This is a genomic window from Dorea sp. OM07-5, assembly GCF_003481355.1.
In the GTDB taxonomy this organism is placed as follows: domain Bacteria; phylum Bacillota; class Clostridia; order Lachnospirales; family Lachnospiraceae; genus Dorea_D; species Dorea_D hominis.
Genome location: NZ_QUKZ01000015.1, coordinates 38,082 through 62,580, shown reverse-complemented (window position 1 = coordinate 62,580; position 24,499 = coordinate 38,082). Strand labels below are relative to the sequence as shown.

At 38.6% G+C, this 24,499-nt stretch carries 25 protein-coding genes, 1 tRNA gene and 1 pseudogene; 2 read left to right on the top strand and 25 right to left on the bottom strand.

Going from position 1 to position 24,499, the window contains the following annotated elements; genetic code table 11:
- The 20 genes and pseudogenes from DXC04_RS12725 to DXC04_RS12635 form a co-directional block, all read right to left on the bottom strand.
- A partial coding sequence (locus tag DXC04_RS12725; RefSeq protein ID WP_199692550.1) for a hypothetical protein occupies positions 1-2,331 on the bottom strand: 2,331 nt, incomplete at its 3' end.
- Positions 2,332-2,420: 89 nt separating this feature from the next.
- Positions 2,421-2,672: pseudogene (locus tag DXC04_RS12720) on the bottom strand (8-oxo-dGTP diphosphatase MutT); the annotation flags it as partial.
- A 288-nt stretch (positions 2,673-2,960) separates the two neighbouring features.
- Positions 2,961-3,716: a metallophosphoesterase gene (locus DXC04_RS12715; RefSeq protein WP_021860329.1), complete on the bottom strand. Its 756-nt coding sequence runs from the start codon at positions 3,714-3,716 to the stop codon at positions 2,961-2,963.
- A 373-nt stretch (positions 3,717-4,089) separates the two neighbouring features.
- A tRNA-Ile gene (locus DXC04_RS12710) sits at positions 4,090-4,147 on the bottom strand.
- A gap of 106 nt (positions 4,148-4,253) precedes the next feature.
- Positions 4,254-4,400: a hypothetical protein gene (locus DXC04_RS15735; RefSeq protein ID WP_186856230.1), complete on the bottom strand. Its 147-nt coding sequence runs from the start codon at positions 4,398-4,400 to the stop codon at positions 4,254-4,256.
- A 239-nt stretch (positions 4,401-4,639) separates the two neighbouring features.
- Entirely contained in the window at positions 4,640-5,179 is a 540-nt protein-coding gene (locus tag DXC04_RS12705; RefSeq protein WP_021860328.1) for a hypothetical protein, read from the bottom strand.
- A 19-nt stretch (positions 5,180-5,198) separates the two neighbouring features.
- On the bottom strand, positions 5,199-5,396 hold the full coding sequence (locus DXC04_RS12700) for a helix-turn-helix domain-containing protein (RefSeq protein WP_021860327.1): 198 nt from the start codon (positions 5,394-5,396) through the stop codon (positions 5,199-5,201).
- Between the two features lie 131 nt (positions 5,397-5,527).
- Complete coding sequence (locus DXC04_RS12695; protein WP_118288631.1) at positions 5,528-7,003, bottom strand: helix-turn-helix domain-containing protein; 1,476 nt, start codon at positions 7,001-7,003, stop codon at positions 5,528-5,530.
- A 118-nt stretch (positions 7,004-7,121) separates the two neighbouring features.
- Complete coding sequence (locus tag DXC04_RS12690; RefSeq protein WP_118661175.1) at positions 7,122-7,982, bottom strand: TrmH family RNA methyltransferase; 861 nt, start codon at positions 7,980-7,982, stop codon at positions 7,122-7,124.
- A gap of 78 nt (positions 7,983-8,060) precedes the next feature.
- Positions 8,061-8,513, bottom strand: coding sequence for a C-GCAxxG-C-C family protein (locus DXC04_RS12685; protein WP_118520349.1), 453 nt, complete (start codon positions 8,511-8,513; stop codon positions 8,061-8,063).
- 47 nt (positions 8,514-8,560) lie between these two features.
- Entirely contained in the window at positions 8,561-9,115 is a 555-nt protein-coding gene (locus tag DXC04_RS12680; protein ID WP_118661174.1) for a M48 family metallopeptidase, read from the bottom strand.
- A 45-nt stretch (positions 9,116-9,160) separates the two neighbouring features.
- Positions 9,161-9,547, bottom strand: a complete 387-nt coding sequence (locus DXC04_RS12675) for a DUF4186 domain-containing protein (RefSeq protein ID WP_118661173.1) — start codon at positions 9,545-9,547, stop codon at positions 9,161-9,163.
- Between the two features lie 2 nt (positions 9,548-9,549).
- Complete coding sequence (locus DXC04_RS12670; protein WP_118661172.1) at positions 9,550-11,247, bottom strand: acyl-CoA dehydratase activase; 1,698 nt, start codon at positions 11,245-11,247, stop codon at positions 9,550-9,552.
- A 2-nt stretch (positions 11,248-11,249) separates the two neighbouring features.
- A complete protein-coding gene (locus DXC04_RS12665) occupies positions 11,250-12,524 on the bottom strand; it encodes a 2-hydroxyacyl-CoA dehydratase subunit D (protein WP_118661171.1) in 1,275 nt (424 codons plus the stop codon).
- Positions 12,525-12,723: 199 nt separating this feature from the next.
- Positions 12,724-13,050 carry a hypothetical protein gene (locus tag DXC04_RS12660; protein ID WP_021860319.1) on the bottom strand — a complete coding sequence of 109 codons (327 nt, stop codon included), beginning with the start codon at positions 13,048-13,050 and terminating at the stop codon, positions 12,724-12,726.
- On the bottom strand, positions 13,019-13,204 hold the full coding sequence (locus DXC04_RS12655; protein ID WP_021860318.1) for a helix-turn-helix transcriptional regulator: 186 nt from the start codon (positions 13,202-13,204) through the stop codon (positions 13,019-13,021). The genes DXC04_RS12660 and DXC04_RS12655 overlap by 32 nt, the downstream gene beginning before the upstream one ends.
- A gap of 186 nt (positions 13,205-13,390) precedes the next feature.
- A complete protein-coding gene (locus tag DXC04_RS12650) occupies positions 13,391-14,290 on the bottom strand; it encodes a PDDEXK nuclease domain-containing protein (protein WP_330426474.1) in 900 nt (299 codons plus the stop codon).
- 51 nt (positions 14,291-14,341) lie between these two features.
- Positions 14,342-15,157, bottom strand: a complete 816-nt coding sequence (locus DXC04_RS12645; protein ID WP_117538029.1) for an AAA family ATPase — start codon at positions 15,155-15,157, stop codon at positions 14,342-14,344.
- A 7-nt stretch (positions 15,158-15,164) separates the two neighbouring features.
- Entirely contained in the window at positions 15,165-16,328 is a 1,164-nt protein-coding gene (locus DXC04_RS12640) for a hypothetical protein (RefSeq protein WP_118661169.1), read from the bottom strand.
- A gap of 27 nt (positions 16,329-16,355) precedes the next feature.
- Entirely contained in the window at positions 16,356-16,733 is a 378-nt protein-coding gene (locus tag DXC04_RS12635) for a hypothetical protein (protein ID WP_243112154.1), read from the bottom strand.
- A 282-nt stretch (positions 16,734-17,015) separates the two neighbouring features.
- Between DXC04_RS12635 and rd the strand changes: the two genes are divergently transcribed.
- Entirely contained in the window at positions 17,016-17,180 is a 165-nt protein-coding gene (rd, locus tag DXC04_RS12630) for a rubredoxin (protein WP_021860312.1), read from the top strand.
- A gap of 46 nt (positions 17,181-17,226) precedes the next feature.
- On the opposite strand, the gene DXC04_RS12625 is transcribed toward rd, so the two are convergent.
- Complete coding sequence (locus DXC04_RS12625; protein WP_118661168.1) at positions 17,227-17,895, bottom strand: Crp/Fnr family transcriptional regulator; 669 nt, start codon at positions 17,893-17,895, stop codon at positions 17,227-17,229.
- A 118-nt stretch (positions 17,896-18,013) separates the two neighbouring features.
- On the opposite strand from DXC04_RS12625, the gene DXC04_RS12620 reads away from it, so the two are divergent.
- Positions 18,014-18,436: a bacteriohemerythrin gene (locus tag DXC04_RS12620; RefSeq protein ID WP_021860310.1), complete on the top strand. Its 423-nt coding sequence runs from the start codon at positions 18,014-18,016 to the stop codon at positions 18,434-18,436.
- A gap of 349 nt (positions 18,437-18,785) precedes the next feature.
- Here DXC04_RS12620 and DXC04_RS12610 read toward each other — a convergent pair whose 3' ends face one another.
- From DXC04_RS12610 to DXC04_RS12595, 4 genes are all read right to left on the bottom strand, one after another.
- Positions 18,786-19,442 carry a DUF4230 domain-containing protein gene (locus DXC04_RS12610; protein WP_021860308.1) on the bottom strand — a complete coding sequence of 219 codons (657 nt, stop codon included), beginning with the start codon at positions 19,440-19,442 and terminating at the stop codon, positions 18,786-18,788.
- 153 nt (positions 19,443-19,595) lie between these two features.
- Positions 19,596-21,833 (bottom strand): ATP-dependent helicase, encoded by a 2,238-nt coding sequence (locus tag DXC04_RS12605; protein WP_243112153.1) that lies wholly within the window; start codon positions 21,831-21,833, stop codon positions 19,596-19,598.
- Positions 21,834-22,120: 287 nt separating this feature from the next.
- Complete coding sequence (locus tag DXC04_RS15920; RefSeq protein ID WP_118661166.1) at positions 22,121-23,311, bottom strand: hypothetical protein; 1,191 nt, start codon at positions 23,309-23,311, stop codon at positions 22,121-22,123.
- 10 nt (positions 23,312-23,321) lie between these two features.
- The gene (locus tag DXC04_RS12595; protein WP_021860305.1) at positions 23,322-24,497 is read right to left on the bottom strand and encodes a M20 family metallopeptidase; all 1,176 of its coding nucleotides are present in this window, start codon (positions 24,495-24,497) and stop codon (positions 23,322-23,324) included.
- Positions 24,498-24,499: the final 2 nt, after the last annotated feature.

The window sequence follows — 24,499 nt, the reverse complement described above, 5'->3', positions numbered from 1 at the left end:
AAATATCGTCTTATGCATATTTGTCTCATAATAGCCATACCAGTTGGAGCCTGTTTCCTTATAGTTCGAGGTAAAATCTCCTTTTACTTCTACTGTTCCATTTCTTAAACAATCCCCCTTACTGCTTCCATATGTTTCACCTAACGTCAGATTCCCTTTCACAAGCAGTTTGTCCTCGGTATCCTGCATCTGCAGATACCCATTGTAAGCCTCCATATTTCCATCTACAACCAGTTCACTGCTAGCAAATTCCAGACTTCCAGCCACATTGCAGTTTCCAGCCACATGGATATCCATGTTCTTAATGCTTACATAGTTTCTGATATTAAGGTTACTTGCTACATTAATCTTTTTCGAGCATTTATCATTTATCTGTAAAAATCCATTGATATCCAGTCTGCCGACATAAATCTCTCCGCCGTTGCCGGTAATTTCAAGATTTCCTGCCTTATCCGTTACAAATAAACCATTAAACTTCATTTCTTCTTTCGACTGGTCACTGATCTTCAGTGTACCACCGTTGATCCGAATACCGGCAAGCATTACATTTTCAAATTCTGCAATGGAACACTTCTGTCCACTTCTGTTCGTATAAACTGCATATGTCTGCAAGTCACTGTCTGTTGAGTGGATAATCTGCAAAGTGCAGCCTTCGTCAACTGAAATCGGATTTGTGGAAACCGGATTGATCGTCGTATCGACAAGTGCATTTTGAAGATTCGTGTATCTTGCTTCCAATCCTGCTGCGTCATTGCATCCATCAATCCACGAAAGGATTTCTCCATATTTGCTGCCAATCTGCGCATTTGCAGTTTGGTATCCCAGATCATTCTGGAGCAGCACAATTCTTTTAATAAATTGCAGATCATCTATTGCTGCCGATGCCCAGATATCCATATTTTTCATATCAGCCTGACTTTTATATTTATTATAATTATTCTTATCATCATTAAATGCATCAACTGCGTACTGTTTTATTTCCTGCAGATATTTCATTAAATATATTTTTTCACAGACATCATCAAAGCCGGTTCCATAATTAATAAGGTCTTTTCCTACAGCCAGTATCGCATTGGCTCTGCCGACTGCTGCAGATACCGCCATTTTGGAGCTCAATGTGTCCATCCCTGTTTTTCTGGCAACCATAATCGCAGCTTCATCTCTGACACCACCCTTTGCAGTGTCCCATACATATTTGCCAAGCTCGTCGCTGCCATAATCGTAAATAGATTTCAGCGCTGCACTTCTAATAACATTGTCACCAAGCTCATCGGATTCCAGCAGACTCAGATAAGAAGATGACGCACGGATAAATGTGTTATCATTATTTTTCGTTGCATTACTGCGTACACGTACCAGCGTATCGTGCATGGACTCCTGATTTCTGTAGAGATTTTCCATCATCACGATATTATTAACGGTTGATACACCTGTGCTGATCACTGTTTTTACGCTTTTGGCAATTTTCTTAATTTTGCTGCCATATTTATCAATCTGCATGGTCTTATACTGATCATCCCATTTCTGCGGTATATCGCCCGCGCCGTAATCCGCATAAAACTGCGCTTCATACAAATCCGAAAAATCTTTCATCTCTTTTTTGCCATCTGAATTTTTTGATGCCTGAAGCAATGTTTTTTTCACATTTGATACATACTTTGTCAGATTTTCATCGTATAGCTCCGTATTTTTTAACAGGTAATTATATTTATCTATATCATTAACATCTGTAATGGCTCCTAAATAGTCATTCAACCATTTTGATGCATCTTTGGTTTTTGAATTGTCCAATAAATCAGAATATGCCCGCAATGTCTGCATACCTTCCTCTTCACTGCCAATAGAATTACCTGAAACGGATTTGTAATCATTCTGATAAATGCTTGTTAGCAGAGAATCATAATTTTTGCTCTTTGCACCAGCGCAGAATTTTGTCCAGTCTGCATCCGTTGCAAAAACATCCAGAAGTACCGATGGAATCTCACTGATTGTCTCCCCTGTATGGTTCATTCTGTAATAAAGACTCACACCACTTTTAAAAATCGGATCATTCTCATATTGTTTCAGAAAATCCGTAGACAGATAATCTGTATTTGCAACTCCATCCAGTCTTCCATATGGATTAGATTCCGGCATCGTATCTTGCGTAAATGTATCGACTACAAAAGAGCGATCGTTCAACAGATTTTCAAACACAGCTACACTTGCCGTCGCATCATCTGCATTCACGCTGCTTGATGCGGATGTCGCTCCTGCCAGAATTGAAATCGTCACTGCACCAATTACTAATGCAGAAATACTTCTTTTTAATATAATTCTCTTTTTCCTCATAACTCATCCTCTTATATATGCTTCAGTCCGCCGTGAAAAATCTACCTCTATACAAAATTTTTAGTTGGTTTTGCTGAAATCATACCCTATTACCCATTCATTTCCTTTCTAATCTTCTCAATAAGTGTCACATCTGCCGGTAACCATTCTACTTCATCTAGCTGCTCTTCACTTAACCATCTTGCTGCCTCATGTTCCTCTAACACCAAATTCCCTTTTACAATCTCACACCAAAAACAATCCATGGAAAGATGAAACATCGGATAATCATATTCTATTGTTTCAATCCATTCTCCAACAGTTACTTCTGTGTCTAATTCTTCCATTATCTCTCGCTTTAACACAGGCACATCAAGTTCACTTCGGAAAGCGGTCGTTCTAAAACGGAATAGTGGCTGCTGAGCGCCGTAAACCGCAATTAAACATTCTTATATTAATTGTATCATTACTACACTGGAATTTATATAGCGTTTTCTGTATTCACCAAAAATTTCCATTAACCTTTTAAATTTGTTGTCACCACCCTTTTATTCAATTGCTCAAGTTCTACATCCGCATTCTTTTTTTATAGCAATAAAGCCAGCCAGAACATCTCTGCTCTAGCCGGCTTAATTTCTAATTATCTCCTGTTACACAATTCTTATAATCTGCTCATAGAGCAATATCTCTTCCGCACTCACATTCTGATTATCATGATAATGCCCGAAGAACCATTTCTTGAACTTTGTATTCTGCCTGATCTCTTCAAAATAAGTTGTTAATATGTCTGGCTTGTACATACTTCCGCCTAACTGAATCTGTGTGCTCGACGCACAGCAATGTGTCACGATAAAATCCACCGAATTATCATGTGCTGTCAGATTCTTTCGTCCCTCTTCCATCTCTTCTATGGCTGGAAGCTCCTGCTGCCACCAGCTCACATGATTAAGTCGATAAGGCTTCCATCCGCGATCAAGCCTTTTCTTCTTGTTCTTATAGTCAGGATCGTCCAGATCCAGAATCCCTCCATCAATATCATGACTGCTCGCACCACCAAATGTAAATATACTTTTTCCTTCAATTTCAAATATCTGGCCGCGCATCAGGTGAATGACAGATGGTCTGATCTTATGAACTTTTCCGCCATGCCATTCCTCTACCGGATACTCATAGAGTCTGTCAAAATTCTCATGATTACCATCTACAAATAAAGTGGTAAATGATTTACAATCCAGCCAGTCCATGAGCATTGTTTCTTCTTTACTTTCCTCTTCCTGATCCCAGATTCCTCCAAAATCTCCACAGATAATTACATAATCTTCTTTTGACATTTCCTTTTGTTCTGGAAAATTCCTTGTATTAAATCTCTCAAAATTCCGATGACAGTCGCCAGTTATATAAATCATTCTATCACTTCCTTATTCGTAAACATTATTGATCTTTCATCCACATCTATCTTAAACATTGTATCTTGTTGTCTTCTATTATATCTGCATTATCGAAGAAGTCATTATACTCATAGTATAAATCCTTTGCTCACTATTTATCTTATATTGCCTGCATTACAGCCATGAGGCTGATCCTCGGTCAATTAATTTAACACCCCAACCTGTTCCATGGATTTCAGCATATCTCTATGCCTGAAGAAAAGTTTTCTGTTTATCCATAACTATTCAAAAGCAAAATCATTAACTATTCACGCTTTACAGTTTAAATATTACAAAAAATGATTAACTGTCCTTATGTTCTTAATACTATTCATAAACTCAGTTTTATGAATACAGAACTCGAACCCGCAACAATATGGTTATCAGCCATATGCGCTACCCATTGCGCCGCTTCCTTGAGCTATCCTATTTAATCAGAATTTGCATATTCTTCTTGTAACTTAACCCTGTTACAGGGAAACTAAGTTCAGGATTTTCGTAATGCAAGCAATCTTTTTATTCTATTTCAATAAAAGTAGTTGCGTTGGATACTTTAATCTGTGTGTCCAGTTCTGTAAGCAGAATATTCCTCTTTTCTTCCAAAAGTTCAACCTTCTTCTTTACATCCAACGGATCCACAAGTTCTGTGGTATTTTCTTTCACATATGCGTCTACCACACCAAAAAACAATTGTAAAGGAGAGTATCTCACCTGTCATTGAACTTGTAGTATAAAATTTTTTGTCTTAATTTCATTTATGAATTAAGCCACTTTATTTATTTTTTCATAATAAGCATAAACACATTCAAACTGTGAATCCTGTCACTCTAAGCTAAATCACATCTATTGTAGTTGACATTTTAGCATCATCCGGTTATAATACAACACAAGAAATGGGTTTTTTACTGAGTAATGTCTTCGGACTGGAAAAGGGTGCTCGTTTCTTTTTTTATGTTTATAATATCATAAAGATACTTTTTCCCGTCCTTCGCATGTCTGATAACCATAATTACATTAAAAATATTATATCTTGTAATCTCCCCGTTGGCATCAAACACAGGTAAAGCAAATCTTGACTCATAACGGTACCAACCATACATAGCATCTGTATTATGTTTCGTTTTGTAATTTTCTGTATAGCTCTTTCCATTTGCTACTTCCATGAGTTCTGGCAATCCTTGCACTGCATTTGCTTTTGCTTTAGCATTTGTTCCCCGTAAAATATGTGTATAATTAGAATGTGCATATTCATCTGGTAAATCAGGACCAATATAAACAACATCATTGCTAGCAGCAACAGTGTAAATTTCTCCCACATATCGTTTTAAATACCGTTCAACCTCACCCCAATTTATTGTTCGTTTCCCTTTAAACAAAATATCATGAATAAATACTGTTTTCTTGCCATCTAAATCCTCTACTACATCTACTTTTCTTTCCAAATTTACCTCCCTGCCCTGCCTATTCATCTTCACTTCTAATCCTACACTCTGCCTCTGCTCTATATTTCAGCAATCGCAGCAAATATTCCGGCAGCTCCCGCTTCTCCGCTTCCCAATCCTGAACTGTACGATATGGTATTCCATAATAATCACTAAATTCCCGTCTGTTCATTCCCATCTTTTCTCTTAATTCTTTTACTTCTCTTCCTCTGCTCATTTTTATTCTCCTCCCAGCTAATATACGCATTGCGTTAATTTATAATAATATAAAAGGAATCATGTTGTCAATAAAAAATAGACGTCCATGATTCCTCTTGTGATACGGACACAAATTATTTTCATCGGCTTTTAATACAGTTTCCTATTTTTCTCCAATATAAGAAATTCCTCTATATCCTTTTTTAACGAAGCTATTATATGTGCTTTTGGAAACAAATATCGTATTTTTTTCATGCTTTCTATATACCATTCAGGTACTTCATTCTCATCAAGAAGTTTTTCTATTTCTTGCGGCATTGTATTTTTCAAATATTTTCCCTTACATACAGAATTTTTTATTTCACAAATAAGACCAGAAAGATTATCAGAATTTACGCCTTTAAGTTTATCATATAAATAAGAATACACATCTTCACAACAATAAATCATATCCTGCAATGGAATGCCTTTTTTGTATAAATATTCTGCATTATTTTCCCATACTCCTGTCCCATGCAAAAAGCCATTTATTGCAACCAAATCGCCGAAACTTGGTTCCTTTATATCTGCTAAAATCTTTGGTAAATGTATATTTCTGACAGGATCATCAAAAATATCGTTTTCTTTAGCATAATTGTAATATTCTTTTATCTGTTTCTTTGAAAATTCTATATCTACATATTTAAACTCAACGCTTTTATCCGCTTCTACAACCGTTATGCCTAATATATCATGTGCTGTATTATAATATTCCTCGAATGACAATCTGACAATTTTTTCTGGAAATCGTTTATTCAATTCTTCCGAAACTACCATATACCTTTTGACGTTAAATCGATCAAATGCATCCTCTCCCTTAACGTTGTTAGAAATTATAACTTCTCGCACCACACCATATTCTTTAAAATAATTATCCAAACATTTTTTTACCAATCCTGTTCCATTTTTTGAAACTGTAATCTCCATCCATTTTCTTAATGGAAATATATTTACAGTAGCAATTCCAAATCCATCTTTTTTTAGCTTTTCACCACAGGAACACTTTTTATCCGGTAAATCAATTCCACATTTTGTTTCTTTAAAAAACTCCATCTTTTTACATGCAGGACAATAATAGTGCGCAGGTAATGGATTAACAATGGTTCCACCCAAAATCCACGCAATAAAAGATGCACCCAACTGACCTCCGCGTACAAGCGCATATCCATTATCCTTTTCAAACACTTCCTGCAATTTTCCAAAGAAGCCCATCCATAAAAGAATTTCTCGATCTTCAAGTAGCAATTCTTCTGTTTGAAAACGATTTACTACATCAAGCGGTGGGTTTTCTCCATATATTTCTTTTACCCTCTCTTCTGCTATTTTTAATATATCATTTTTCATTGCAAATAGGTCCTTCCTTTTTCTACCGAAAGTAGCATATTCGCAAGTCAACAGCTCGTCTATGCCCACATCTAATACTTGTGCCAGTTTTTTTACTGTGTTGATTCTTGGCTTAGAAGCTCCATTTTCCCACTTTGACACTGCTTTATCTGTGACACCTACGAGTGCACCCAACTGATATTGAGACAGGCCTTTTTTCTCTCTTAATGCACTGATAAAATTTCCCAAACTATAGTCCTTCATGATTATCCTCCGTTACTTGCTAATACTATTGTATAGCATTTCTGAGAATTATCAATTTTTCTATGTAGAATAAAAGTAGAAATCCTCTCACCTGCCAAAGGATTTCTACTTTCTTATTCTACTTTCGCCCCAGCTGCCAGAACGCAACCGCGCTCGCTGCTGCGACATTCAGGGAATCTACGCCGTGGCTCATCGGTATTTTCGCCGTATAATCGCACAACTCGATGGTCTTATCCATAAGTCCTTCACCTTCGGTGCCCAGGATTACTGCCAGCTTTTCTTCCTGCACTAATACCGGATCATCGATACTGACAGAATCATCCGTCAACGCAAGCGCCACAGTCTTATAACCCAAATCTCTAAGCTCCATGATTGCCTGCTCTGGCCAGAGATTCTCCCGCTCACAGCGCATTTCATTATCATCCTGAATAAATGTCCATGGCACTTGAAATACAGTACCCATGCTGACTCTGGACGCTCTTCTATATAAGGGATCACTGCATCCCGGTGTCAGAAGCACTGCTTCCATATTTAAGGCTGCTGCCGAGCGGAAAATAGCACCGACATTCGTAGGATTCATTACATTTTCCAGTATCACAATCCTCTGCTTTCCCTCGCACATATCCTGAAATCTCGCCAGCTTCTTCCGACTCATTGCACACAACATTCCTCTTGTCAGCTTGAATCCTGTCAGCTTCGACAGTACGTCAAATTCCGCAGTAAAAACCGGAACTTCTGTATTTTCAAATTTTTGAAGCAATTCTTTTGTTTCTTCATTATCCTTTATCTGCTTCTTTTCAACAAGAACAGACACTGGCTCATATCCCGCATCCAACGCTCTGCCGATCACCTTAGGGCTCTCAGCAATAAACATTCCGTCTTCCGGATGATCCTTATTCAGCAACTGCGCCTCGGTATATCTGGCATAAATATCCAGCTCCGAACAATGGAAGTCATTTATTTCGATTATATTTAACATCTGAAAATTTATCTCCATACATCTTATTTTTCTAAATTTTGCAAGAATGCCCTCGGCATTCTTGATGCGAGATGCGCGTCATGCAACGCATGAATCTATATAAGTTTCCAGAATCTCTGCTGCTCTTCTACAGGCTCTCACACACGGTCTGCTCTGATAATATTCTTCCGTTCTTACTGCAGGCTCTTCTAGAGCTTCTCCTTTTTTCAAACCGAGAAGCTCTCTGCAGATCAGACTTCCTTCCGATTCTTCAAAAGAGCCACATAATTTCTGCACAAGTGCATAAAGCTCTTTCTTTCCGGCAGCATCTTTCGGATTCTCATATCCATATAACTCGCCAAGTACCATAGTCATCCCCGTCACAGCGCCGCACACTTCCCGAAGTTTTCCGAATCCTGCTCCAAATGGACTGGCTTTTTTCGCCGCCTCTTCGATACTTATACCAAGCTCTTCTGCAAAAGCTGCATAAACAGATTGACTGCAATTGTAACCCATTCTGAATAATTCTTCTGCCCTGTCTGCTTTACTCATTTCCATTTCCTCCGTTCTTACTTCTATGCTGTATACAACACACTTTTCTACCGCCTTGCCATTATCATACTGCCTTCATTCTTTAACCACAACACCGATTTTTTATAATCCGGAAGTATCTTCTCTACTTCTCTCCAGAAATTTTTTGAATGATTCATTTCTTTTCTGTGGCAAAGTTCATGAACGACAACATAATCTATGATTTCCGGTGGGGCAAGCATTAGCAGACAGTTAAAATTCAAATTCCCCTTGCTGCTGCAGCTTCCCCATCTTGTCTTTTGGTTACGAATCGTAATTCTTCCGTAAGTAACTCCTATGATTTTTGAAAAATATGCCACCCGCTCCGGTATGTACTTCAATGCTTTGTTCGCTAATTCTTGTATCTCTTCATCGGTTAATTTATCCGTTCCGGATGCATCATAATGCTCTTTTCTTCTTCTCATCTGAGCAAGATGCTTTTCGATCCATGGCTTTTTCTCCTGTAAGATTCGTTCAATCTCGCTTTGGGAAGCACGCCATGGTGCCCGTACTGTTACCGTTAAGTCCTGATTTAACTGAATTGCCACCGTTTTTCTTCCGGAACGGATGACTGTATATTCCATCTACATTCTCCTTACTATCTACCTATACTTACAGAAATGCCAGCTTTACTTCTTATGCACGTTTTTATATGCTTCCATCTCTTTCTGAATCCACGTCATGATCACATCCACCAGATACTCCTGCTGTACCGGGCTTAATTCCCGTCCAGGGCGCATCTTATGCCACTTGCGGATACATTCCCGACAGCAGGTAGCTGTCGCATGCTGAGCGATAAATACCGGATGTCCCCGCATTGGTGTCTGTTTCCCATCATTTGGAATAACTGCCGGTGCTTCCCGCTTTGCGATAAAGTCTCTTGCATGCTCCCGGATCGTATCCAGTCCTTTTTCATTAATATAATCAATATCTTTCTTTTTCAAATGAAAACCGCTACGGAATTTGGAATGTTCCAACCGGTCAAATAACTGCTCATACCATTCTTCTTTCGTCATTTTTATTCCTCGTTTTTGCATTTCTTATATGCAAATAATGCTGCTCCAAGCGCTCCGCAAAGCTGTGCTTCATCGCAAATATACAGTTTTGCTCCAAGCTTTTCTTCCAGTGCCTGAATAATACCTTTATTTTTCGCAACTCCTCCGGTCATCATATATTCACCCGGATTTTTCTTGCCGAGACGCGTTGCAAGTGCACCGACTTTCGATGCTACAGACACATTTAATCCGTGGATAATATCTGCAACATTTTTATTCTGCGCAACAAGTGACACCACTTCTGATTCGGCAAATACAGTACACATGCTGGAAATAACGATATTTTCTTTCCATTCCAGACCTTTGGTACTCATCTCTTCCAGCGGCATTCCAAGCGTTCTCGCCATCATTTCCAGAAAACGTCCGGTTCCGGCTGCACATTTATCATTCATAAGGAAATTCGTAACCGCTCCGTTTTCATCAATACTGATTGCTTTAATATCCTGTCCACCGATATCAATGACCGTGCGGACATTCGGATTCAGATAATGCGCACCCTTCGCATGACAGGTGATCTCCGTGATACTGTCATCACCGCTGTCAATATAAGCACGTCCATATCCGGTTGTGACAATACGCACGATATCATCCTTGTTAATTTCGGCTTTCTCTACTGCTTTCTCTAAACTCTTCTCCGCGCTCATCATCGCACCGCCGCCGGTCGGAATGATCATCGTAGATTTGATTTTTCCATCCTGATCTAAAATAACAACATCTGTACTTGTTGATCCACTGTCAATTCCCGCTACATAATAGACTCCTGATTTCATTTTTTCTTTTGCCTCCTCGCTGATTCCTTTTGCTGCATCCATATCTTCTGATCCTTCAATTGTTTCTGAAAAAGCCTGAATCCTCGTCAACAGCTGTCCGGCACTCTGGCTTGTAAAATCAGTTTCTATTTTAAGAAGTGGAACTTTCATATTCTTCTTTATACTTGCATATTCAAACCCATAATAATCACAGAATTTGATCGTATGATAAATAATTCCTTTCAGGTTCGGATCGAGATAAAGCTCATTTCTTCTGGAACTTTGGTTCATACGGAAACACGGAAGCTGTCCAAGAAGTGCATCCGCATATGCAAGAAATAATTCATTTTCATCCAGTTTTTTCATTTCATCCGGCAATACAGATAGTTTTCTTCCTCCTGTACAAGTAAGGTTTTTCACATCCATCTGTATATTTTCCTGGATCATTTCTTCCAAAACACCACTGACGCGTACCCCCATCACTCCGATATAAGGATTATTTTTTGCGGGAAATGTTGCAAAACTATTTATAAATCGTGTTTTGTCAAATGTTTTCCCCGAATATTTCTCATAGGCATCCTTCAATCCACAAATTGCGCGGGCAAATTTTTCCTTTTCACATTCATTATCGTCATGAGGCAGATCCAGCATGTAAATGAATTTGCATTTCTTTGTATTTTTTACAATATCATACACGCGGCGCATCGAATCACAGCAATTCACAAGAACCAGCTCATCTGCTTTTCCTTCCAGAACTGCCTGAATGACAGATTTTCCGAATCCACATAAATTTGCGTGTGCAATCTGATCCGACTCTTCAAAATTCTCCGGCATTTCTTCCAGAACGGCACAGGTTTCACCAAAACCTTCAAATAATTCTATCGGTGTATATTTACAGACATAATATATCATGACTATCTATCCTCCTTGCCTTTTTCCAGCATTTCCATAAATGCCTGTAATCTCGTAGACACCTGACCATCACTGGTATTTGCAGGGTTACAGCCGTCTCCGTCAAGAATCATCGTTGGAAGTCCTGCTTCCTCCAATGAACTTTTTATCAAGCTAGAGGCGCCGATCGTTCCTTTGCAGCCCCAGTGTGCAAATAAGATTCCACCGTCTGCATTCGTCTCTTTCGCAAGTTTTTCTGCAACCTGGATTCTCTGATCTACACTTCCGTTGTAAATGCAATTGACCATTTTTTCAGCCAGAGCCTCATATGGATCCGACGCATGCATTTTCTGAAATCCATCCGCGACAAAGTCGCAGGCACTGATGTGCATCTTCGGATTATAGTTGAAGACATCTTTCACCGGCTGCTGTAAAAATGGCATAATATGCATCCAGAGGACATGCAAACCACCGCCTTTTGGAGCTTTCTTCACATCTTTTAACAGTAATTCTGTATATTTCACTGCCTCTTCTGAACCTGCCAGAAGATGACACATAAAAATTGCATATAATTCATTTGTCAGAGAAGTCACCGGATCATGATCTTTGCGAAGTGCGAGCTGCTGCTGATAATATTCAGATGCTTTTCTACTGTTTGCAACTGCTTTTTCCACTGCCTCACCGGAAATCTTTCTCTTAGTTACATCCTCCAAAAATATCGTCAGCTCACGCAGCTGTTCCACAACATATTCGATTGCTTCCTGATTCTTCTCATACGGGACATCAATATAAAATCCCGGCACATGATATTTTTCTTTCAAATAAGGGAATGTCATCATATTGCCATCACAGGCAAGATTTGTATAAATCGTGCATTTCGGCCTTGGCAGGAATCCTGTCAGTGCAGCCCCTAAAAACACACGATGATAAGAGCACATCGTCTCCGGAAATCCTTCTTCTTCCGTTCTTCTAAGAAATGTCTGTTCACAATTTGTTCCTGCCATAAAACAGGACATTGCCTCAACCGAATACGGTGTTAATCCTGCTGCCGTCAGCAGTTCTCCCGGCACAAAAATACTGACCATCGCGGAATTTTCCGGTCTGGACAGTGCCTGAATAATATTTTTCATAACTATTTTCGCCACATAGCGACCTGATGATGGAAGTGCACGATCCGGAAAAAGGCATAACCGTTTCTCCTGCAGGCGGTATCCCGCGAGAAGAAGGCGGCGAGCTTTTTCTGAGTCTTTCAAGGTAGCACTGCTCACCATATTTCCAAATTTGTCTATAATGTTCATTATAAAACCTTTCCTTTCATTGTATGGTTATCAATCTTTTATCTTGATGCGTATTTCATAGTGTAAATATGACTTTGCTTCAGATATGCCATACAATTATACTCTCTTCTTTTTTTCACTGCAAGAATGAGCTGTGTAAACATGGCGAAATCCCCGTCAATGACGAGGATTTCTTCAATGGTGGTATGTATATATTCTTTTATTCTCCTGGTTGCAGTGCATTCAATTCCTTTTCAAGCCGTTCTTCTATTTCCTGAAGTCCCACAGTAACTTCACATTTTCCTTCTATGTAATCGTCAAAAGGATTCCACTCCTCTTTTGGAGTAATAATTCTATTTGGCATTCTGATGTAATTTTTCCTTTCCTCTTCCGTTGTGTTTTTCACAAGATATTTCTCGTATATTTTTCCTTGTTCATTTATGAATTCCGTTTCTACAACTTCGTACAAAGCTTTTAAAGCCAACACACGCTCCGATTCTTTCAATTTTTCATCTTTATCTGCGCCCCATAAAATCATTATTGCCATATAAATAAAGCGGTAATATGCATGATTTAATTTTGCTTCTTCTTTTTTCCCATTTCGTTACTGCCTGTCGCGAAACCTCACACTTTTCCGCAAGCTGTTCCTGTGTAAGCCCTGCTTCCTTTCTGTATATTGCGATATTTTGACCTAATTTCATAACATGTCCCTCCGTATATTTATCTTTGATAAGAATATCTTATAAAATATGAGCTGATTATTCCACCAACCAGAGAGAACATTTCTAGCAACTAATGGTTGCATATTGAAAGTATTATATAGAATTTTTTATATATTTCACTTGATTGATAATAATTGCGACAGCCCCTGCTTGTTTCTTCTGCTGTTATTCTTTTTTCTGTTTATGCCATTCATTCAAAACAGCTTCCACCTGTGCAATTAGCTGCTCTTTATTTGGGATATAAGAAACATAGCGCGAAGCAAAAATATTGTTAGATAAACCACCAAGTGCATATTCAGCCGCTATACTGTCTTTGTCCGTACAAAGGATAATACCAATTGGTGGGTTATCATGTTCATCATTCACTTCTGCAGCATAATAATTCAGATACATATTAAGCTGTCCTGCCGCTTCCGGTGTAAGCTTAGTTGTCTTTAATTCGATCAGTACATACGCACGAAGAATTTTATTATAAAAAACCATATCCGCATAATAATGAGTATTGTTCAATGTAATACGCTGTTGCGTTCCCACAAACATAAAACCTCGTCCTAATTCCAGAAGAAATTTCTCTATCTGTGCGACAAGCGCTTTTTCAAGATCACTTTCTAGCATGGGCTTATTTTCTGGTACGCCCAGAAATTCAAATACGTAAGGGTCTTTGATAATATCTAACGGAGTGGACATCTCAATTTCCTTTTCTGCAAGCGCAAGAACGGTTTCCTTATTCGTTTTTCCCTCTGACAGTAATAATCGTTCATAGAGCGAAGTAGAAATCTGTCGCTTTAATTCACGTGTAGACCACCCGGAATTAATAGCTTCTTTTTCATAAAAGCTTCTTTTGTCCGGATCTGAAATCGTCAGTAACTCGCAATAATGCGACCATGACAATTTAACAGACACTGTCTGTTGAATTTCATAACTTTGATAAAAGCGTCGCATAATTTGAAGATTCGATACAGAAAAACCTTTTCCAAATTCTTTCGTTAACTCTTTAGAAAGTTGCTTTAAGGTCTGTTTTCCATAATCAGCCCGATCATTATTTTTTTGTTCATGCTCAACAATTATTTTCCCTCCTGCTTATTGATCTCCCATACCTAGATATGAACTTATCGTTTACTCAAATTCCCCTTCATGCTTCTTAAAGAAATCGTAAAAATATCGGATATTTTCCAACTTGCTCCACTTTACAACTTCGTATTCCTTCAAATCAATATTATAGATCTTCGCCTGCAGTGTTCCCAGCATAAAAGGTGAATGTGTTGCTATAATAAACTGACATCCAAGCAATCTGGCTAACTTATTAATCTCTTCTGCGAGCTTCACCTGATTGGCAGGCGACAGTGACACTTCCGGCTCATCTAACAAATATAAGGCGTCCGGCTGGAGATATGCATCAAAGTATTGCATGGATGTCTCACCATTGGAATATTTTTCCTGTGCAAATTCAATATATTGTTTCTGCATATAGCCATCTTTTGAAGCCAGGAACTTCTCCGCTTCCTGCTTCTTCCAGCCTTCCCGCACCATGTCATAAACCATTCCCTCGCCTAAGACCTTCCTTTGCTGAATCTTTTTAATTTCATAAAGGACGTCTTCACTTTTTATATAACGGCTGGTATCCGGAACCTTGTAGTACGGCTCTCCATCCTCATCTTCTCCATATGCAATGCCACATTCTTCTATAAATTGTTCCACATAATCTGTTATTCCAAAAGAATTGCTTGTTGCCCGCTCCCTGCCTTTTATCTCTAGCTTATCCGCTATAAGATTCAATATCGTAGATTTCCCAGATCCATTATTTCCATATAAAATCGTAATTGGTGCAAATACAAATGGCTCTGTGTATTTATCTCGGAATACAGAATATGGATAAATATTGGGATTCTTTATCTTCCTGTCGCTTAATTTAAAACTGCTTAAATAAATCATTTTTCTTTTACCCCACCATCGGCTCTTCTGTCACCACAGTATCACACGCGGCAGCATCCTGCTCTTCCTTCGTAACTTGTAAAATATCCTCAATCTCTATTAGATTCTCCTCACAGGTTTCTGCCATTTTATCACAGTCCACATAATCGGTTAATGCGTACAGGCACTGTAATTCATCCGCCTTTACACGCCGTTCTACACGCAGCTCTTTGATGCGTTTAAATACTTTATATCCCTGTGTCACATTACATTTGGCATCTTCTGTTTCCTGTAAAATCTCTTCAATCTCCTGGTCAATCTCTTCTGTTCTTATTTGCAGATTTGCAATATACTGCTTGGCATATTGATAAAATTCTGCCTGTTGTCTGGCAAATGCGAGCCAGTCATTTTCTCTTCTATCATAGGGCGTATCTATCTTCACTTCACACTTCTTTTTCATCGGCAAACTCCTTTCTTCATTTGTATCAGGCCACTCATAATCAGTTCTTTCTCTTGGTCTCTCTTTTATTACACAATTTTCAAACAGTTCATCATACTTTCGCGGTTTATATTTCCTGTTTTCAAGTCCCTGAATTCCTTTTAAGGCCTGTTTTGCTTTTAGCACATTTGTATTTGTCCCTAAATTTGTCCGGAAATATTCTACCTTAAGTTCTTCATCTTTAATATTTCTACGGTTCTCCCGACATATTCTCAGCAGCTCTATCAGATCAGTATCTTCTTCCGCATCTGTTTCGCAAAGTTCAATATAATGCAGAATATCACAAATCTTCTGGTCCACATCGGATAATTTTTCTGTAAGACTGTCATGATATTCCTTCGCTCCTTCTGCCATATAGGTAAAATGAGTTAGATATTCTTTCCAGTTTATTTCAGACAAATCATAGGAAGCTACGCTTTTTTCGACTGGATCATGCACTTCTTCATATATGATATCTTTTACGGGAGATACATATTCATCCTCCGATTCTTCCTGCACTTTTATTTCTGCTTCCCCATCTGCCGGAACCGGGCAGTAAAAAGCCGCTTTCTTTCCGACAAGTCTGTCATGAATCTGATCACCGGTAAAAATTGTTGCGTCTTTTACATCCGCCACTACCAGTTCATCTTCACCATTCAATCGATAATAATTACCACTATAGTCCATAATATAATAAAAATTGCCTTCATTCATAGCTTCTGCCCTCTTCCCGAATCCCGGTTAATCATCATAGTGATTCCAGCCACCGAAAAATCCCGGACTGCTGTGCCCTGTCTTATGCCCGCTGTTATCATAATGATTCATACCGCCGAAAAATCCCGGACTGCTGTGCCCTGTCTTATGCCCGCTGTTATCATAATGATTCATACCGCCGAAAAATCCCGGACTGCTGTGCCCTGTCTTATGCCCGCTGTTATCATAATGATTTACACCGCCAAAGAAGCCTCTTCTACTTTCTCCGGTTTTGTGTCCGTTGGCATCGTAGTTCGTCATGCCGCCCCAGAAATTTCTCCGGCTCTCTCCGATTTTACGTCCGCTGGCATCGTAATGATTAATATTTCCAAAAAATCCTCTGCTGCTATGTCCTTCTTTTCTCATAATCTTGTTCTCCTTCCAAAATAAGTATTGGTTTTCCCTATCTGTTTCTCACTGGTTATACTCTATTTCCATAGCTGTCCAATAAAAAGTCCTCAAGCGGATATTTTTAAAGGATATTTTTAAAGATATTTAAGATATTTAAAGGATATTTTTAAACTTTTTTACAACATTTCCCTTTTCGTAACATTTGTTACATCTATTTTCTTCATTCTTCGTTATACTATTATCACAAGTTAAGAAACAACACATTAACTTATAAATTAAAAAAAGGAGATTTTAATTATGAAAAAATATGTATGTGAACCATGTGGCTATGAATATGATCCAGCTGTTGGAGATCCAGATAATGGTGTTGCACCGGGAACTCCTTTTGAAGACCTGCCGGACGACTGGGTATGTCCGATTTGCGGAATGGGAAAAGAAGTATTTGTTCCGGAAGAAGCTTAATGCTTCTTCCAGGCAAAACGGTTTCGATTTAGTGAAAAAAATTGCGCTATTCTTCTAACTGCAAAGACGCATGATCTAAAACCTCAATTGTCTTTCTACCTGCCAGACGGATCGTTCCTTCTTCCTGAAGGTTAAGAAGCATCCGCGACAGAGATGGTCTGGTTGTATTAAGATAAGATGCAAGATCTTCACGATTCATTTGCAAATTCACTTGATTATCTGCATTGCAGTTTTCCAGAAGATATGTAGCAACTCGCTGACGGAGATTTCCACTGGTCAGCACCTCAATTTGATGATTATTTTTATCGGCTTTTTCTGCAAAGACCTGAAGCATATTGAAAACAACTTTGCTGTGATGAACACAATTATTTCCGCATCTGCCTCCAAAGAAATTTTTCGATACTTCCAGAACTTTTACTTCATTTTTAGCTTTTGCATAGCCTGAATAAGCCGAATGATGGAGAAACAATTCTATTTCGCCAAAATCTTCTCCTTCTGTTACCTGACCGATTCTTGTGACTTTACCATTCAGATTGATACTGCCGACTTCCACATCTCCATTTAACAGAAAATAAAGTTTTTCAGGGCGGTCACCCTGCCTGAATATATATTCATTTTTTTGATATTTCTGTACGACAGCCTGAGAACAGATCAAGCTTTTCTGCATCTCATCTTCTGTCAGGTTATGAAATATCTGCAACTGTTCTAATTTCATATATTTTGCCCTTCTCTCTGATATGCCCGGCAATTAAGGATATGAACCCGGATCTTTGTTAATAGCTATTATAGGGCAGATATATGAGTCTTTCAACGAAAATACGGAGGTTTTTATTATGACAATTACTTTTGATAATAATTTAATTACAGGAAATGAAACAATTGACACACAGCATAAAGAACTGATTGATCGTATCCAGCAGTTTGTGACTGCCTGTGAATCCAGCGACGGGAAAATAAAAGCAATTAAAATGCTCGATTATCTTGACGCATATACAGATTTTCATTTTAAAGAGGAAGAGACTCTTCAGGAAAAAGTTGCATATCCTGAGCTAGCAAATCATCATGCAAAACATGAAGAGTTCAAGAAATCTATTCAGGAGCTGTATGATTTTCTCAATGAAAATGAAGGTCCGAATGAGCAATTTATTGAACAGGTAAAACGTAACGTTGTAGACTGGTTATTCCATCACATTAAAACATTCGACCGTTCTGTTGCTGAATATATCCACTTGCACGATAATTCTGAACGTTTATAATGGAAATTAATAAACATAAACTCAGACAGGAGGGCACACGATATGGTTCATCTCAATCCAGAAGCTATCGCTTATATGCAGAAATATAATCACAAAGATATTCTTCTCTCGATAGAAAAGATTACCAGTTGATGTGCGCCTCCGCGTCTGGAGATATCAGTAGGATTTACTGATAAGAAAAAAGAGGACTTACTGGCAGATGGTTATGTCTGCGAGCGAAGTCCTCTTGGTAATGTGTATTATCGCTCTGATGGAGTTATTGCCACGGGAGATATTTCTGTAAATTATGTAACTTATCCATGGCTTACTTGTTTTGAAGTAGACGGGCTCACCATTAAAAATCAGACCTCTATTTAAACTGTACTACGACCTTACGTCCGCCTACCGAGCCGTCAAGGATCTTATGGATCAGTTCTTTTGCATGGTCATCTGCTTTCTCCAGAAGTGAGGATGTATCTATATCATCATTGTTCTCTATATCTTTTTCTGCTAAAGAAATTGCCTTCTTGGCATCCTCTTTTGTCTGCCAGTTAAAAATGGCTCTCTTTTCATCCATGAACTTGATGGAATCCGGATCCACCTGTGGTTTTCCTAACACTTTTGCATGTGGAATCGTAACAATTACTTCTTTGTCTGTAATCTTTTCTTTCACCTCATCCATCTGGATTCCGGCTTTTAAAGTTGCGCTGTAATGCATCAAAAAACTTTTCTTATTAATAAACGGAATACTTCCATCTTCCATCTGCTCTGTGGACGAATAGGTAACCTGCTGTGTTGCGAGTTCACCAACGTCTTCCAGTTTTCCAGAAATATAATCATTGGTAACTTCTGTCTTAGTCATTGAATTGTAAATATTAATTCCACCAACTGCTCCAATGACAATTCCAACAACCAGGCTAATACAAATTGTTTTCACTTTTTTCGCTGCTTTTTTCGATGTTTCTTTCATGTTCATTTTTGTTTCTCCGTTTTCCTTTGTTGTTTCAATCTCTTTAAACTCTTTCATCGTTTTTTCCTCCTTATGACATTGCATTTTGTGAAAATGTAATTGAAATGCTTGTCTTTTTTACTTTTGTTGATTCTAAGTATAAGGATTCTGTCTCTATAAATATACTTCCGTATCAGGGAATTATCTACCCCTATTCCCCTGATATAAAAGTTATATCTGCAACCACCCTCCACTTGCAACAACTGCCAGGTTTAATTTTCGTATCTTATCCTTGAACCGTATCTGCACATTCTTTTCATCTACAGCAATCACGGTTCCAGTTCCGAATTTCCGATGCACAACAGTTATGCCAGGATGAATTTTTTCTATCTTATGCTGCGTTCCAGTAGCAGAATCTTTTTTGGCTGCAAGAGATGCATATGTCAGATATACCCCGTCTTTCTTATATCCTGCGGGCTCCCCATTTCTTCCTGCCCTACTATTATTCGATCTGTTTCCGTTTTTTCTATTTCCGGTTGCGCTATTCGACAAGCTACTATAAACGCTTTCTTTTTTCCCAGAGCGAGTGTTTGTCTTCTCCCGTTTTCCAAGAAGTTCCTCGCAAAAACTGCTCTTTCGATTCGTTGTCATAAGCCGTAAATCCTGCTTCGCTCTTGTTGCTCCCACATAAAATAAACGTCTCTCTTCCTCGTATGTTTCCATTTCTTCTCTGGAAGGCTTTGAACTATGAAGGCTCCTCGGGATCTGTGCCGGCAGGATCCCATCCACTACATCTAACATATATACAATTTCATATTCTAATCCTTTACTTGCATGAATCGTAGAAAGAATAAACGGACAGTCTTCCGATGTTTTCTTAGTTTGAATGATTTCTTTCAATTCATCCAAGCGCCGGATCAGATCCTCTGCCGTAGGCTCTAATTTCCCAATAATCTTCACAACTTCCAGCTTGCTGTCATTTATTTCGTTTCTTTGTAAATAATCTTGATACCCCATATAATTTGTAATGCGATTCACTGCCTTGTCACCCGGTTCCTGTAACAGATGTTTTAAATGTGTGCGCATTGCTTTTGCGTTGCTCTTTTTATAGTCGTCAAGTTTTGGACTTAAAAGCGCAGCATCGAGAATCGGCAAATCTCTTTCACGGCTGAATTCTATAATTTCCAACGCTTCTTTCCGGCTTAAATATAGTCTCAGTTTATAATAAATCTGCAGGAACAGTTCTTCATCGCTTGGATTTGCAGCAAATTGAATGATATGAACAATATCAAGAACAACCCGATTCGTGAAGAAAGTCACTTCTGCGTTCCGCATCCGATATGGAATTTCCTGCCGTTCCAAAAGATCAATAAGCGGAATTGCACATTCATGATCCCGGTACAAAACAGCTGTCTGGATTTCACAACGTTTTGCTACTTTTAACAGATACTGATATTGTGCTCTTCTGCTTTTCAAAGCTATTTCCCGTATCTCTCTTTCTGCTTTTTTTGATGCCCGCATATGTTTCTCATGTCGGAATTGATTCTCTTGGATAAACCGGTCTGCCGCTTCTACGATTTTTGCATTAGAACGGAAATTTTCTTCCATCAGGAGTACTTTTGCTCTCGGATGATCTTTTTCAAACGAAAGCAATGCTTTCGGATAAGCCGCACGAAAGCCATAGATACTCTGGTCTTCATCCCCCACCATGAATAACTGTTCTGTTCCAGATGCAAGAAGTTTTATAATTGCATGCTGAATTCTGGATGTATCCTGCGCCTCATCCACACAAATATACGGATAAAGTCTCTGAAAATATGCCAGTAAATCAGGAAATTTACGAAGCATATTGTAAGCGTATACCATCTGGTCGTCATAATCCATCAGACCTTCTTTCCGCATTTTTACACAGTATGCCTGATAGATTTCCAACAGTTTTAATTCTTCTTTTTCTTCTAAATGCCGGATTTCTTCTTCTGTCAGCATCATGTTTTTTATGTATGTAATCAATGTCCTCACATTTTTCAGATCACTTTCTGTCGGGTAACTGTGTTCTGTTTCCTGATAGATTTCTATCAGAAAATGAAGGATGATCTTTTCATCCTTCACCAGTTCAAATGCAGATTTACCGACACTCCGGCTGTAATACTGTATAATTTTTGCACAGATTCCATTGATTGTGCGAAATTCTAACCGTTCAGCCAGTTCTTCTCCAAAATAAGATGCAAACCTCCTGGACATATCTTTTGTTGCTGCGACTGTGTATGTCACTGTCAAGATTTTCTCCGGTGCGATTCCTTTACAGAAAATCATATATCCAAGCCTTGTAACCAATACGGTCGTTTTACCGGATCCTGGTACTGCTAAGAGAAGTATCGGTCCGTCTACACTTTTTACCGCTTGCTTTTGTTGTTCATTTAATTGTACAGGAAACTGCCTTTCAAATGCTTCCCATGACATTTCTTTCATGATTTCAAAATCCTTCCTGTTTCTTGATTCCTTTATTTCTTTACAATATTATTATTTTCTGACTTATTTTCTCTGTTTTTATCTGCCAATTATGTCGAATAACCTGCTGAAAATGTCTGTTTCATTCATTTGCTTTTTTTCATGCTATAATAATTATTCACCAAGTGAAAAATAATAGAGAAAAGAACCATTGTGTAATAGATATTACATCGAAATCTATCTATCACGCAATGGTTCTTTTTATTTTCTTTTTATAGTATCTTTTTTTTAATAATAATATCCATTAATTAAAACCATGGAAGAGCACTGATTACAACAGATACCGTAATTGTTGAAATTGTCATAGATGTTACATTCGCTACTGTTCCATGTACACCCTCCGGCAGTTTTTCTGAGAAAAACTGTGCAATCGGTCCTCCTATAATTCCACCGAGAACACCTGCAAATACCGCCACCGGAATATTCGCACCATACATTAGAACACATGCCGGTCCGACACTGACAACCGGAACATACGTTGCATACCAGCCACCATTATCAAATTTTCCTGCATACAGGAACACTCCCGTTGCCGCTCCGACAAACTGTGATAAAATTATAGCCGGTACAGCTCCTGAGCCATATGCTCCATGATTTCCACATACGATTGCGCCAATCACTGCGCCTGCCAGCAAAAATGCAGATGCCACTTCATTTCCATAAAACTGTGCTTCTGTAAAATCTGCAAAAACCCTGCGTACAAACCAGCTTGTACTATATACATCATCTGCCGGTGCTGCCTCCGTCCGATGTGGTTTCACCGGCACAGGTTTTACCCACGGAAGAATCTTACAAACCATACATACAATAATTCCCGTAATTGCCATCGTTGACACATTTGCTACGACTCCCGGAAGTTTCCACGGAGTCACAATTGCGTTTCCAATCCATATTGCAGTAGGGGCACAGATTAAACCACCGATAATGGAAGATGTCAATAATGCCGGAACGCTTGGACCGTAAAGCAACATAACTGCCGGTGGAGCACCTACTACAGTAATAAATGTTGCGATCCATGTTACGGATGAATCTGCAAATCCATTAATATAACGAAATACAAAAATTGCCAATCCCAGGGAGATGAGCTGTGATGCCAACACCCACGGGAATAAGGTACTACTTCCATAGCAGACATCAAATCCTGCATATTTTGAATTTTTGATCGCCAATATCCATGCTACAATTCCTCCAAGTATAATTCCTATTCCGGCAAATACACTTGCATAAAACTGTGCTTCTGTAAAATTCATAAAGAACCAGGCAATCTGTTTTGGCACAGAATCCAAAATTCCAGAAATCATATTATTATAATCAAATACTGCATTATTACCGCTTAATGCTTTTAAGCCAAAATAAAATGCAAATCCAATGACTATACTTATGATAAATCCCGGTAATGCGCCAGTCATTTTTTCTTTCGTCTTTACTGTCTCACCCATTTTTACCTCCTCATAGATAATATTTTTCCAGATATTTCTGATACAATTTTGCATATCTTCTTACGCTTTCCAGAGAAATATGTTCATTAATACAATGTGCAAGTGCATCATCTCCTGGTCCTGCGATTACAAATGGTACAGATATTTCAGGAATGATCTGTGATGCATCTGTATAGAAATAATGTCCTTTATCTTCTGTTGAAATTCCCACCATCTGTGCTGTTTTCATGATCTGCTTCACCAGCGGGCTATCTTTTGATGTTTCCAATGCCGGTCTGTCATTCATCACTTCGACGGTAATTTGAATTCCCGGCATTTCTTTTCTGAATCGGTCTGCAATCTCTTCTGTACATTTTAAAATATGTTCATGACTGACTCCCGGAACTGTGCGTATATCCAATTCTGCTTCTGCAGTTGGTGGAATAATATTCGTCATAATTCCGCCACACAGTTTTGTAACGGATGCTGTTGTCGTTCCCAGAATAGGATGCACCTCCCCGGTTTCCACTTGTTCTTTTAACTCTGCGACTAATTTTTCTACATACTCAACAGCATTAATCCCAAGGTCTGGTCTGGATGCATGCGACTGCTTCCCTTGCACCGTAATTTTCAACCAAAATGCACCTTTTTCACAAGTACCTATTTTCTCATCTGAAGGTTCGCATATAATTATTTCATCAACTTTATTCACCATACCATCTTCTAAAATTCCGCAAATTCCGCTTCCCTTACTTTCTTCATCCGCAGTAAAGCAGAAATAAATAGATTTCTTTGGTCTTTTTTTTGTTTCCAGCATCCATTTTAATGCCAATATCATGGCCGCGTCTCCACCCTTCATATCAGCAGATCCGCGTCCATAGAGGATATCACCTTTTACAATAGCATCATGTGGCGGATAACTCCATTGACTGTAATCTCCACATGCAACCGTATCCATATGACCGACAAATGCGATACCGCCTTCCTCTGTTTCTCCATTTACTTTTATGATCAGAGACGCTCGGGTTTTTGAATGATTAATTTTTTTATATACGATGTTTTCTGGTAACATTTCTAATATGACATCCGCAAGTTTCCCTTCATTTCCTTCCGGCTGGCAAGTATTGATCTGCACCAGTTTCTGAAGAATTTGTTTGCATTGTTCAGTTGTTATCTGTGCATACTTGTTATCATCTTCTTTTTTCAACT